Annotated in this window: 10 protein-coding genes; 9 read left to right on the top strand and 1 reads right to left on the bottom strand. The window is 43.9% G+C overall.

The window, feature by feature from the left end:
- Positions 1-9 precede the first annotated feature (9 nt).
- From ACZ5AE_RS13865 to ACZ5AE_RS13835, 7 genes are all read left to right on the top strand, one after another.
- Positions 10-957: an ABC transporter permease gene (locus ACZ5AE_RS13865; RefSeq protein ID WP_464573223.1), complete on the top strand. Its 948-nt coding sequence runs from the start codon at positions 10-12 to the stop codon at positions 955-957.
- 15 nt (positions 958-972) lie between these two features.
- The gene (locus ACZ5AE_RS13860; RefSeq protein ID WP_464573221.1) at positions 973-1,812 is read left to right on the top strand and encodes an ABC transporter permease; all 840 of its coding nucleotides are present in this window, start codon (positions 973-975) and stop codon (positions 1,810-1,812) included.
- A gap of 12 nt (positions 1,813-1,824) precedes the next feature.
- Positions 1,825-2,838 (top strand): ABC transporter ATP-binding protein, encoded by a 1,014-nt coding sequence (locus ACZ5AE_RS13855; RefSeq protein WP_464573219.1) that lies wholly within the window; start codon positions 1,825-1,827, stop codon positions 2,836-2,838.
- The gene (locus ACZ5AE_RS13850; RefSeq protein WP_464573217.1) at positions 2,831-3,799 is read left to right on the top strand and encodes an ABC transporter ATP-binding protein; all 969 of its coding nucleotides are present in this window, start codon (positions 2,831-2,833) and stop codon (positions 3,797-3,799) included. Before ACZ5AE_RS13855 ends, ACZ5AE_RS13850 begins: the two co-directional genes overlap by 8 nt.
- 25 nt (positions 3,800-3,824) lie before the next feature.
- Positions 3,825-5,474, top strand: coding sequence for an AMP-binding protein (locus ACZ5AE_RS13845; RefSeq protein ID WP_464573215.1), 1,650 nt, complete (start codon positions 3,825-3,827; stop codon positions 5,472-5,474).
- Between the two features lie 67 nt (positions 5,475-5,541).
- Entirely contained in the window at positions 5,542-7,146 is a 1,605-nt protein-coding gene (locus ACZ5AE_RS13840; protein WP_464573213.1) for an acyl-CoA carboxylase subunit beta, read from the top strand.
- A gap of 43 nt (positions 7,147-7,189) precedes the next feature.
- On the top strand, positions 7,190-8,920 hold the full coding sequence (locus tag ACZ5AE_RS13835) for an AMP-binding protein (RefSeq protein WP_464573211.1): 1,731 nt from the start codon (positions 7,190-7,192) through the stop codon (positions 8,918-8,920).
- Positions 8,921-8,957: 37 nt separating this feature from the next.
- On the opposite strand, the gene ACZ5AE_RS13830 is transcribed toward ACZ5AE_RS13835, so the two are convergent.
- The gene (locus ACZ5AE_RS13830; RefSeq protein WP_464573209.1) at positions 8,958-10,196 is read right to left on the bottom strand and encodes an MFS transporter; all 1,239 of its coding nucleotides are present in this window, start codon (positions 10,194-10,196) and stop codon (positions 8,958-8,960) included.
- Positions 10,197-10,643: 447 nt separating this feature from the next.
- Between ACZ5AE_RS13830 and proB the strand changes: the two genes are divergently transcribed.
- The gene (gene proB / locus ACZ5AE_RS13825; protein ID WP_464573207.1) at positions 10,644-11,756 is read left to right on the top strand and encodes a glutamate 5-kinase; all 1,113 of its coding nucleotides are present in this window, start codon (positions 10,644-10,646) and stop codon (positions 11,754-11,756) included.
- Between the two features lie 5 nt (positions 11,757-11,761).
- The gene (locus ACZ5AE_RS13820; protein ID WP_464573205.1) at positions 11,762-13,003 is read left to right on the top strand and encodes a glutamate-5-semialdehyde dehydrogenase; all 1,242 of its coding nucleotides are present in this window, start codon (positions 11,762-11,764) and stop codon (positions 13,001-13,003) included.
- Positions 13,004-13,118 lie beyond the last annotated feature (115 nt).

Below are 13,118 nucleotides of genomic sequence, written 5' to 3'. Positions count from 1 at the left end.
AAGAGATCCATGTTCTTTAAGTTTTTACTGCGGCGTTTAATGTATGTTATCCCGATGCTAATTGTAACGACTTTGATCGTCTTTTCCCTCATCTTGATCATTCCGGGAGATCCCGCTCTCGCGCTTCTAGGAGACAATGCGACGGAAGAGAAATTAGCATTGTTAAGAAGTCAGCTTGGGCTGGATCAGCCCGTACTGATTCAGTATTGGAATTGGCTTACCAATGCGGTTCAAGGTGATTTGGGACGTTCTCTGTTTACTGGGGAGATTGTGAGTGATGCTGTCTTTTCAAGACTAGGAGTCACCTTCCAGCTTGTCGTCGCATCCATCATCTTTTCATTTGTTTTTGGAATGATTTTTGCGATTGGCTCAGTCATTAAGCCCAATAGCTGGATGGATTATATTTCAAGGTTCATGGGGACGATTGGCACTGCCATCCCTAACTTTTGGCTGGCTATGCTCCTTATTGTTGTATTTAGTGTAAACCTTGGCTGGCTGCCGTCGACAGGATTTACAAGTATTTCTGCTAATCTAACAGGTTTTTTCCAAAGCATTATCCTTCCGTCTATTTGTTTAGGGGCTTTTGGTGCAGCCCAAATCACAAGGCAATTGCGATCATCCCTCCTTGAAGTGCTGGAATCGGACTATATTCGTACAGCTTATTCAAAGGGACTAATGCTTTGGCCGGTAATTTGGAAGCATGCACTGCGGAATTCCCTGCTTCCAGTTATCACGACAACAGGTCTGCTGTTTGGAAACATGTTAGGGGCGACCGTCGTGATCGAAACGGTATTCGCCATCCCAGGAATGGGCCAGCTGGCGGTGAACTCCATTTTACAAAGGGACTTTCCAATGCTGCAGGGCGTAGTGTTAGTCATGGTTATTTTGGTATTGATTATCAATTTTGTGACCGACGTGTTATATAGCGTTTTGGATCCGAGGATTGAAATTAAATAAGAAGGAGGCAGCTTGATGCAATTCCGTTTAATGTTTCAACGATTATTTAACGAAAAGCTGGCATTTGTAAGTATGATATTTTTGCTGCTTTTAGTATTCTTATCACTCTTTGCATCTTGGATTGTTCCTTTCGATCCAAATAAGCAGGATTTGACCAAAGTCATGCTGCCGCCTGATGGAACTTATTGGTTTGGTACAGATGAATTGGGCCGTGATGTATTCTCGCGTGTACTGATGGGAGCGCAGGCGGCCATTCAAGCTGGCGTTGTGGCAATTTTAATTCCTCTTGTGGTGGGGGTACCGCTTGGCATTATTTCCGGATATCTTGGCGGAATTGTCGATGATATTTTCATGCGAATTGTAGATGCGATTTTATCGTTTCCTGCCATACTCCTGGCCCTTGGAATTACCGGCGCATTAGGTGTCAGTTTATGGAATGCAATGATTGCTATCGGAATTATTTTTACGCCGCAATTTGCCCGCCTGGCAAGGGGGCAAACCCTTCAAGTCAGAAGAGAGCCTTATGTGGAAGCGGCAAAAATATCAGGAGCAGGTCCTTTATGGATTATGATGAAACATATCCTGCCAAATATATTATCACCTATCATCGTTCAAGCATCGTTTAGCTTCAGTCTTGCCATTTTAGTAGAGGCCTCATTAAGCTTTCTTGGCATGGGGGCGCAATCGCCGCAAGTCAGTTGGGGCGGAATGCTGCATCAGGCCTACAGTATGATTTTCGTCAATCCATACATGATGCTTTTCCCAGGCCTTGCCATATTGATTTCTGTATTGGCCGGTAACTTTTTTGGAGATGGATTACGAGTGGCAATTGATCCAAAAATGAAGAAATCTTAGGGGGGGATTGAATTGAGAGGTCCGAATGAACCTGTTTTAGAGGTGAAAAATCTTTGTTCTTATATCCCCACTTCCAGGGGAGTTATCAAACCAGTAAATAATATTTCCTTTTCAATCGGAGCCGGCGAAATTGTTGCTTTGGTCGGGGAATCAGGAAGCGGCAAAAGCGTGACGGCATTGTCCATTATGGGGTTGAATTCACCATCGATTAAGTACGAGAAGGATAGTGTGATTTCCTTTAAAGGCGAGAATTTGTTGAAAATGAAAAAAAGGCAGATGAAAAAGATTAGAGGGAATGAGATTTCGATGATTTTCCAGGATCCGATGTCTTCGTTAAATCCGCTGCATACGATTGGAAAACAAATCGCCGAGCCGATCGTGCTTCATCAGGGCGTCAGCAATCAGAAGGCAAAGGAAATTGTCGTGAACTTACTGGCAAAGGTCGGTATTCCTGATCCGCAAAACCGACTGAACGATTATCCCCATCAATTGTCCGGGGGGATGCGGCAGCGGATTATGATTGCGATGGCATTAGCCTGTAATCCATCATTACTGATTGCTGATGAACCAACAACAGCTCTCGATGTCACCATTCAGGCGCAAATCCTAAATGTAATGAGAGATTTGCAGAAGGATACGGGCATTTCCATCTTGATTATTACGCATGATTTAGGTGTTGTGGCTGAAATGGCCGATCGTGTACTCGTCATGTATTGCGGGGAAATAGTCGAAGAGGGGGATGTCTATTCACTGTTCAAAAATCCCCAGCATCCATATACAAAGGGGCTGCTGGCAAGCGTCCCAAAACTCAGGGGAGCATCGGAAAAGCTTCTTCACACGATTCCCGGTGCTGTGCCGAATCCGCTCGAGCTGCCAAAGGGCTGTAATTTTTCCGGGCGGTGCAGTTATGCAACCGAAAAATGTCTCAGCGAGGCTCCCAACCTGGTGGAAACAGGGAAAGACCGAAGAGCAGCATGCTGGCATCTGGTAGATTTGGAAACGGAAGAGGTGACTGTACATGCCTGAACCATTGATATCGATTAAAGACGTCAAAAAACACTATCCAATTGGAAGCGGTTTATTTAGCAAAAAAGGAAAATGGTTAAAGGCCGTGGATGGAATAAGTCTTGATGTCCACCGTGGTGAGACAGTTGGTCTAGTAGGAGAATCAGGGTGCGGAAAATCGACACTGGGCAGGATGGTTGTCGGGCTCTTGGAGCCAACTTCAGGTGAAGTCGTATTTGAAGGAAATTCGCTTTTATCCAAAGGACGTAATAAGCGTGATTTGGGGCAAAAAATTCAAATGGTCTTCCAGGATCCGTATTCGTCGCTGAATCCAAGAATGAATGTGGCCAACATTATTGCTGAACCATTAGTGCTTCATAAAATTGGAACAAGCAGTGAAAGGAAAAAACGTGTGGATGAACTACTTGAAAAGGTAGGACTGACCTCGGCTCATGGAAGCCGCTATCCAGAAGAGTTCTCAGGCGGCCAGCGCCAGCGAATCGGCATTGCCAGAGCGTTGGCCCTTAATCCAAGTTTGATCGTTTGTGATGAACCCGTTTCAGCATTAGATGTGTCGATTCAAGCACAAATCTTAAATCTATTAAAAGAAATACAGGAAGATATGGGACTCTCCTATATATTCATTGCCCACGGACTGCAGGCAGTCAAACATATCAGTGATCGGATTGTGGTGATGTATTTAGGAAAGGTCATGGAAATTTCAGAAACAGATCAGCTCTTTGAGCAGCCGCTTCATCCATATACAGAGGCATTGATTTCTGCGGTGCCGGAACCTGATCCAACAGTTCGGAACCGGGAACGCATTCTATTAAGTGGAGATCTTCCGAGCCCGGCAAATCCTCCGTTAGGATGCAGATTTTCTACTCGGTGCCCGCTTGCGGATGAGCGCTGCAGGCGTGAAGAACCGCCGCTTGAACAAGTATCCGAGGGCAGATGGGTTGCTTGTTTTTATCATGGGTGATTCATAGTTTTAGAGGTAATAATTATTGAAAGTTATTCTGTATACGAAAGGGATGTGTTCCTTGAATAGTGGAAAGCCATTACACGAGTACCTAAGAAACCATGCCAAAGTGAACCCAAATAAACCAGCCGTCATCTTTTATGGAAGAACCCTGACATACGAGGAACTAGATAACTTATCGGATCGCTTTGCCCATTATTTACATTCACAGGGGATTCGCAAAGGTGATAAAGTAGCTCTGTTTTTGCCAAACTGTCCACAATATATCATTTGCCATTTTGGAATCCAAAAGATTGGTGCAATTGTAGGGCCATGTAACCCGATGTTCAAGGAATGGGAGCTGGAATATGAAGTAAATGACCTTGAGGCAAAAGCAATTGTAACTTTGGATCAATTGTATCCAATCGTCGAAAGGGCAAAGCCAAATACCATGCTCCAATCGGTGATTACAACTAGCTACATAGACTTCCTTCCGGAGAAACCAATTCCTGAGTTCCCTGAGGAATTGCAGGAAAAGAAATCATATCCAGAAACCACTGATTTAAATAACATCCTTCGTACATGGAGTGCAGATTGCCCGAATGTGGAATTAGATATTGATGAAGATGTATGCCTTATCGTCTATACATCCGGTTCCACTGGTCTGCCTAAAGGTGCGATGCTCACTTACCGGAACGCCCTTTACAAATCTCAAGGTGTTGCAGAAGCAAGAAAATTTCATGCAGATGATATTGCCTTATCGATAATGCCAATCTGTCATATTGCTGGCATGTTGTTTATGAATGTTAGTTTTTATACAGGTGGAACAATCGTTCTGCTTAATCGTTTTACACCCGAAGCCGCGATGGATGTCATCGAACGGCACCGAGTAACAGTCGCGCAAACTGTTGTACCAATGAATGTGGCCATTATAAATCATCCTCATGCAGGCCTAGTCGATTTCAGTTCATTAAGAGTCAATTCCTGTACTAGCTTTGGGATCCAATTGTCAGAAGAAATCTCAGATCAGTGGAAGGAACTGACAGGCATCGGATTATTTGAATCCGCTTATGGCTTAAGCGAAACACATACAGGAGATTCGTTGATGTCACCAGATGCTATTAAATTCGGGACGACTGGAAAACCAATTCCGGGAACGAAGATTAAAATCCTTTCTCTGGATGAACCACGTCAAGAACTTCCCATTGGTGAACAGGGCGAAATTGTGGTCAACAGCCCAGGAGTATTTAAAGGCTATTTGAATAAACCCGAAGCTACGGCCAAAACACTGCGGGATGGCTGGGTTTATACCGGGGATATCGGCAAGTTTGATGAAGATGGTTATCTTTACTTTTTAGGGCGAATCAAAGAAATGATTAAATGTTCCGGTTATAGTGTGTTTCCGGAGGATGTCGAAATTTTATTGAACAAACATTCTGCTGTTGCTGAGTCCGCTGTAATCGGTGTACCGGACCCAATTCGCGGTGAGACCGTTAAAGCATTCGTTGTCCTTCGTCCAGAATATGAAAACAGTATAACTCCTGAAGAGCTCATATTATGGAGCAAAGAAAAAATGGCGGCTTATAAGTACCCCCGTCAAATTGAATTCCGTGAAACCCTGCCAAAAACAGGGACGGGAAAATTGCTGAGAAGAGTGCTGGCGGACGAAGAAAAAGCAAAGGTAAAGGTTAATTAAGAAAGAATTATTTCTACAATAGAAATTTTAGATAAATTAAAATGGTTTCGGCCCAAGGAGGTTATCAATGGTGGAAAAACTAATCGAATCTACTCATAAGGAGGAGAAGAACAAAATGACATGGGAACCAGAAATAAAAGAACTGCGGCGCCGTGAAGAACTTGCCCGCCAGATGGGCGGAGAAGAGCGTGTCGCAAAACATAAATCGCAAGGGAAATTAACTGTAAGAGAAAGAATTGATGGTTTGCTAGATTCCGGTTTGTTCCATGAAACCGGAGCGATTGCCGGAAAAAGTAAATATGATGAGAATGGCAATTTAATAGACTTTACACCAGCAAATTTTATCTTGGGCACTGGAAGGATCAACGGAAGAAAGGTTGTTGTGGGTGCGGATGACTTTACCGTAAGAGGGGGGGCAGCGGATGGAGCTATTCGCGGCAAACAGATTTATGCGGAACGTCTGGCACATGATCTGCAGCTGCCGATTATTCGGCTGGTCGACGGAACCGGAGGCGGGGGCAGCGTGAAGTTCCTGGATATGGAGGGACATACCTATGTTCCTGTTAATCCTGCCTGGGATTTGGTCGTAGGCAACATGGAGCGCGTGCCAGTTGTTGCTGCCTGCTTAGGCTCAGTAGCCGGGCTCGGAGCAGCAAGGGTTGCCGCATCACATTTTTCGGTAATGGTAGAGGAAACTTCCCAGTTATTCGTTGCAGGCCCGCCAGTTGTAAAATTCGGGATGGGACAGGATTTAACGAAAGAAGAACTTGGCGGTGTACAAGTCCATCGTACCAGCGGTGCAATTGACAATATAGCGAAATCCGAAGAAGATGCCTTCGAACAAATCCGTACGTTCTTGTCCTATTTGCCATCTAGCGTTTGGCAGCTTCCGCCAGTTCTGCCATCAAATGATGACCCGGAACGCCGGGAGGAGCGGTTAATTTCCGTGATTCCGAAAAATCGCCGGGTTCCTTATAAAATCCGTGAAATTCTGCCAATGATTTTTGATAAGGATTCCATTTTTGAAATGGGACGGTACTATGGCGGCGGTACTCTCACTTGTTTCGCACGTCTTGATGGATATCCGGTTGGGGTGATGGCTAACGATCAGTTTGTCAATGGAGGCGGATTGACCGCCGAAAGCTCAGAAAAAATTGAACGATTTGTCGACCTTTGTCAAACCTTCCATTTACCAATTGTGAACTTAGTCGACCAGCCAGGCATGATAATCGGACTTCCATCTGAGAAGAAAGGAACGATTCGCAAAGGGGTCCGCGCTATTTCAGCCATCTATCAGGCTACCGTTCCGATGATGGAAATTATCCTTAGGAGAGTATTTGGTGTTGGCGGGGCAGGAATGTCTAATGGTCACGGATTAAACTTAAGATATGCCTGGCCTTCCGGTGATTGGGGATCACTCCCTGTTGAAGGCGGTGTCCATGTAGCTTATCGCCGTGAGCTTGAAGCAAGCGATAATCCTGAAGCTTTACTAAAGGAATTATTAGAACGAATGGAATCAGTACGATCTCCGCTTCGAACAGCTGAAGCCTTCGGGGTGGAGGAAATCATCGACCCTAGGGATACCCGTCCATTACTCTGCGAATGGGTCCGGGATGCCTACGAGCTGCTTCCGCAGCAATTGGGTCCTTCCAGTCACGGAATGAGACCATAATTGAGTAAATAGAAAGATGTCATAATGGAGGAGGTTTGAGGAGATGAGTCAGACAGAATTATTAAATGAATTATCTTCCCGTGAGGAAGTGGTGTCCAAATGTCTTGAATATTGGGCGGAAACAGCAGGGGAGAATACCTTTATTTATTACGGGGAATCAGAAAAAAAAATTTCGTACCAAAAATTTAATCAGATTGCCAATAGCATTGGCCATTCTTTAAAAGCAAGGGGAGTCCAAAAGGGGGATCGAATCTCGGTCTTTTTAAGAAACCCTCTTGTTACTACCATGGTAATGTTTGGAATTTGGAAATGCGGGGCTGTTTTCAGCCCTATAAATTTTAACTACCGCGGAAGACTGCTCAGTTATCAGTTAAACGATACCCAGCCAAAGGTACTTTTTACCGAACGTTCCATGGTACCAATTTTAAACGAAATTGCTTCTGAAGTAGAACAGTTGTCAACCGTTGTTTTCAATCCCCAAGAAGGCGACCATGATTATATAGCGGAAATGGCGGATATCCCGTTAAATCTAGTTTTTAATGAAATTTCCTTCGACCGCATGCTGCAGGCCGAATCACATAATCTCAATATCGAGTTAAACTATTATGACATCGCCAATATCATTTATACATCCGGAACAACAGGACCGGCTAAAGGAGTCGTTCAGTCCCATCGCTGGGTGAACGGCTATACATTAAGATTACGCTCATGTTTGACGCAAGAGGATGTGGTTTATAACGATCTTCCGTTGTACCATGTCGGCGGTGCATTTGCCAATATTGCCAGGGCCTGTTACGCAGGGTGTACTGTCGCCATTTGGGATAAATTCAGTCCAAATCAATTCTGGAAACGGATTGAAAAATCAGGGGCAAGCGTGGCGATTTTGCTTGATGTTATGATCCCTTGGCTGATGAATGCAAAACCATCAGAAAATGACAGGTTCAATACCCTAAATAAAGTTCATATGCAGCCGCTGCCAAAATATCACAATGAGGTGGCTAAACGATTTGGTTTTGATATCGTCACAGCCGGATTTGGCCAGACGGAAGCCGGAGCGCCGCTGTCAAGTATTATCCTTGAAACTGAAGAAGGGGAAGGTACACCTAAACATCTTTATAAAGGGCTTTCAAGAAAGGAGATTATCGTCAATTGCGAAAAGGAGAAAGTTCCGGTCATTGACGGCAATAAGGAATTGCATAAAGGTTTCATGGGGAAACCTAACCAATATTTTGATGTCATTGTTTTGAATGAAAAAGATGAAGAAGTTCCTGTTGGGCAAGTAGGACAAATTGCCTTCCGCCCACGCTTGCCGCATCTCGTATTGTCGGAATATTACAACAAGCCTGAATCCACCAAAAAGGCTTTTCAAAATCTTTGGTTCCACAGTGGAGATGCCGCCTATTTAGGCGAAGACGGCTTTTACTATTTCGTCGACCGCCTTGGCGGTGTGATTCGCTGCCGCGGTGAAAAAATTTCTTCCTATCAATTAGAGGATATCATCAACAGCCATCCTGACATTGAATTATGTGCCGCTTTTCCTGTGCCGGCAGAAGTCGGTGATGAAGATGACGTCGCCATTTATGTGGTGAAGAAAACCGGCGCAGAAATCGATGAAGAGGAATTAAGGATCTGGGTGAAGGATAAAATGCCAAAATATATGTGGCCAAAGCATATCCGCTTTGCCCTGGACATTCCGAGGACACCGACCAACAAAATTGAAAAATATAAATTACGTCAAGAGTTAATGATGGAACTAGAAAAACAGACTGTATAAGGTAAAAAATAAAAAAGCATCAATCGATGCTTTTTTATTATGGACTGACATGTTCTTTTAAATCTGTATTTAAAGTTTTTAACACCTGTTCATTCTGTACAGGATTTCTAACCTTCAACGTTAATATGATCCCAAAAGCGAGGCAAATGGTTGAGAAAATGAACGCTGTTCTAAAGCCGCCAAAATCTTCAATCAACCAGCCTGCGATGGCTGGCCCAACCAATTGGCCGACAGCGAAATAGAAGGTGACATAGCTAAATGCAATCGGCATCTCAGCAGGTTTAACATGATCCATACTTGCTGCCTGCGTTAAAGTAAACATCCCGGTGGAGGTGCTGCTCATTAATATGATGTGCATTGTGAAGCCAAGCTGCGTAGGAAATAATACTGGAAGCAGCATTGAGACCATGGTTAGTCCCATAGTTATGATTAACGATTTTCTCCGGCCGAACCTGTCAGAAACAAACCCCCAAAACGGCCCGCTAAAGATGGATAATACCCCGTTTAAAGCCATTAGCTGTCCTGCAAATTTTACACTTATTCCCGCATCTATCATATAACTCATTATAAAAATCACCTGGACAATATAAGTGAGCCCTACGACACCGTAAATCAAGCCAATATTAATTACCTTTGGGTTTTTATAGATTTCCTTTGCCGGTGTCTTTTCCTGATGCTTTTCAGATACAGGCTCAGCAGGCGGGTTTTGAATGAAAAACATCGTTAATAGGACAACCAAAAGGCCTATAGCCGCATAAATCCCCCATGCCCATCTCCAGCCATTTTCGCTGTTAATACTGCTAAGATACGGTACAATCATACCGGCAAAAAGGATACCAATTCCCGCTCCACTAGTTGATAAACCAATGACAAATCCTTTTTTCTGAGGAAACCAAGAAACGAGCAAGGTGATAAACGGCGTAAAAGTAAAGGAAGTACCAATCCCCAATAAAAGCATAAACAAAAAAGCTAACAAATATGAGTTGCCTAAAGAAAGTCCTGCAAGTCCTGCTGTAACCAATGAAACACCGAGTAAAACGGTCCTTTTACTGCCCCACTTAGACGCAAGAATACCAGCAAAAATCAGTGTGCTTAAATATCCAAACGAGGTAGTTGTTCCTAGAAAGCCTGCCTCTTTATAAGACAGGCTTAATCCATCCCGCATAAATGGCAGTATCACCCCATATGAAAGTCTTGCGAAAGCCAGTACGACAGCGGTTGTTAACATTCCAATCAGGGCATATGTAAGCAGATTATTTTGGTTCTTTTGTTCCATTTAGTACGCTCCTTTACATTTTTCACAACGTATTTTTAGTTTTTATTTTAACATTATTTCGAGTATAGAAGCATCATTATTGATTAAAAATTGTAAATTTTCTTAATTCTCATCGCGCTTTAATATTACTTCAAGTTTTCAAAAAATTCTATTGACTTTTCCTATTTTTCCTATGATAATCAAAGAAATTAAATTAAAAGCAAGGGACTAGTAAATTTTTGGAACGTGCAAGAGAGTGAAACCCTAAAGGCTGGAAGGTTTCTCACGGGAAGAGGTTGAACCTGCCCTAATGATTGCTGCTTATGCAAACATAAGCCGTCTAATCCGCGTTAAGGTTTCAAGTGGGTGCATGGCATCAATTAAGGTGGTACCGCGGAAACGATTTTTCCGTCCTTTGTATAAGGGCAGAAGAATCGTTTTTTATTTTTCAAAAAGAAGGGTATGACAATGAAGAAACAATTAGTGGTAGTGAAAATTGGGAGCAGTTCGCTGACGACTTCGGCAGGGACGATATCTGAAGAGAAAATGCGCGACCATGTGGGAGCACTCGCCCTGTTAAAAAAACAAGGGCATGATGTCATCCTAATTTCATCCGGTGCAATAGCTGCGGGTTTTGGTTCGCTTGGTTATCCTGCTCGTCCAAAAACAGTTGCTGGCAAGCAAGCTGCAGCGGCCGTTGGGCAGGGGCTGCTAATGCAGAAGTATATCCAGCTTTTTCAACAGTTTCAAATTGTGCCTGCACAAATGTTACTAACCAGGGAGGATTTTTACAGCCAGGTCCGGTTTCAAAACCTTTATTCGACGATGACCGAGCTGCTTCACAGGGGCATGCTGCCAATCATTAATGAAAATGATTCGGTATCTATTGAGGAACTGACATTTGGTGATAATGATATGCTATCTGCGCTGGTAAGCGGGTTTCTTCATGCCAATGCATTGATTATTTTAACGGATGTAAATGGGATATATGACGGGAATCCGAAAGTTTCAAAGGATGCCAAGAAATATCATTTCATCCCTGAGGTATCGGAGAAAATGCTGGAAGCTGCAGGCGGGAGCGGTTCTGCACTGGGAACTGGCGGAATGAAATCCAAGCTGCTGGCTGCAAAAAAAGCATTGTCTCTTGGTGTAAGTGTGTTTGTCGGAACTGGATCGGGGCGGGAAAAGTTATTAGACATTCTAGCAGGCAAAGGGGATGGAACGTATCTCGGCGGACCATTCCAAACACAGATGCAAATGAGAAAACAATGGATTGCCTATCATTCACAGGTTGGGGGAATCATTGAAGTGGATGATGGAGCAGAACAAGCTATCGTGCAAAAGGGGAAAAGCCTGCTTCCAGTTGGAGTTACAAATGTCATTGGTGAATTTAATGCCATGGATGTGGTCGAGGTCCGGAACAAAAAAGGGAAAACCATCGGAAAAGGGCAAATTTATTTTTCCTCACAGGATTTACTAAAAGTAAAAGGGCTGCCAAGCGAACAATCGAAGATTTATTCGATCAATAAGCGTGCAGAAGTGATTCATCGTGATAATTGGGTTATTTTACGGGAGGAGTAAATGGAATGAGTGAATTAATCGAAAAGGCAAAGCTCCTAAAGGCTGCCTCAAAGAGATTAGGGATGCTTTCAACTAGCGAGAAAAATGATGCATTATGCCAAATGGCTGCTCGCATTACTGAGGAAAAGGAATGGATTCTTCTGGAAAATCAAAAGGATATTTTAGCTGGAAAGGATAATGGTCTATCTGATTCCCTTTTAGATCGCCTGCTCCTGACTCCTGAAAGAATCGATCAAATCGTTGATGGTGTCCTCCAGTTGATCGGGCTTGACGACCCGGTCGGGGAAGTGATTGAATCATGGGACCGGCCAAATGGTCTGCAAATTGAAACAGTCCGTGTTCCACTTGGTGTTATTGGTATGGTTTATGAAGCACGGCCAAATGTGACGGTCGATGCGGCAAGTCTTTGTTTGAAGGCAGGGAATGCTGTCTTGTTGAGGGGAAGTTCATCCGCACTGAATTCAAATAAGGCACTTGTTCAAGTTATGCGTACTGCCTTGGCCGAAACTGCGATTCCATCGGATGCCGTGCAGTTACTCGAGGATACGAGCAGGGAAACCGCCTCGCAAATGTTTAGGCTGAATCAGTATTTGGATGTGCTAATCCCGCGCGGCGGGGCCGGCCTTATTCAATCAGTCATTCAAAATGCAACTGTACCGGTGTTGGAAACAGGCGTCGGCAACTGCCATGTATTTATTGATGAATCGGCTGAGCGGGAAATGGCCATCCAGATTGCCATAAACGCAAAATTGCACCGCCCATCCGTTTGCAATGCAGCAGAAACGATTCTTATTCATGAGAAATGGCCTTATGTTTCTGAATTACTATCCGCTCTTCATGGCCAAGGAGTAGAGCTGCGGGGGGATGAGGTCTTGGCGGGAGCGAATGCCTTTGTGAATCCTGCAAAGGAAAACGATTGGTATACTGAATTTTTAGCTCCAATTGCTGCTGTAAAGCTAGTCGGTGATGTACGGGAAGCCATTGACCATATTGATCGATATGGAACAAAGCATTCAGAAGCGATCATTAGCGAAAATAATGATAACGTTAGTTTATTTTTCCGAGCCGTTGATGCTGCTGTGCTGTATCATAACGCGTCAACTCGTTTTACCGATGGTGAGCAATTTGGCTATGGTGCGGAAATCGGCATCAGCACGCAAAAGTTGCATGCACGCGGACCAATGGGTCTTAAAGCCATCACGACTTCAAAAGCAATTGTACGCGGAACTGGACAGATCCGAGCCTAAAACGCATTTTTTACATTTGGAAACAGAACTAGACAAATTCTCAGACCATGGGGGAAAACCCTGGTTCGGGCTCCAATGACAGGCTATTGGCGACCCTAATTTGTTTGGATTCTTG

The organism is Neobacillus sp. S1227 (assembly GCF_055385255.1).
The sequence above is the reverse complement of the archived record's forward strand: the minus strand, read 5'-3'. Positions and strand labels throughout refer to the sequence as shown.

Excerpts from the sequence above, each read along its gene's own strand:
- ACZ5AE_RS13865 (WP_464573223.1), top strand. The coding sequence starts at position 10 with ATGTTCTTTAAGTTTTTACTGCGGCGTTTAATGTATGTTATCCCGATG.
- ACZ5AE_RS13860 (WP_464573221.1), top strand. The coding sequence starts at position 973 with ATGCAATTCCGTTTAATGTTTCAACGATTATTTAACGAAAAGCTGGCA.
- ACZ5AE_RS13850 (WP_464573217.1), top strand. The coding sequence starts at position 2,831 with ATGCCTGAACCATTGATATCGATTAAAGACGTCAAAAAACACTATCCA.
- ACZ5AE_RS13840 (WP_464573213.1), top strand. The coding sequence starts at position 5,542 with ATGGTGGAAAAACTAATCGAATCTACTCATAAGGAGGAGAAGAACAAA.
- ACZ5AE_RS13835 (WP_464573211.1), top strand. The coding sequence starts at position 7,190 with ATGAGTCAGACAGAATTATTAAATGAATTATCTTCCCGTGAGGAAGTG.
- ACZ5AE_RS13830 (WP_464573209.1), bottom strand. The coding sequence starts at position 10,196 with ATGGAACAAAAGAACCAAAATAATCTGCTTACATATGCCCTGATTGGA.
- proB (WP_464573207.1), top strand. The coding sequence starts at position 10,644 with ATGAAGAAACAATTAGTGGTAGTGAAAATTGGGAGCAGTTCGCTGACG.
- ACZ5AE_RS13820 (WP_464573205.1), top strand. The coding sequence starts at position 11,762 with ATGAGTGAATTAATCGAAAAGGCAAAGCTCCTAAAGGCTGCCTCAAAG.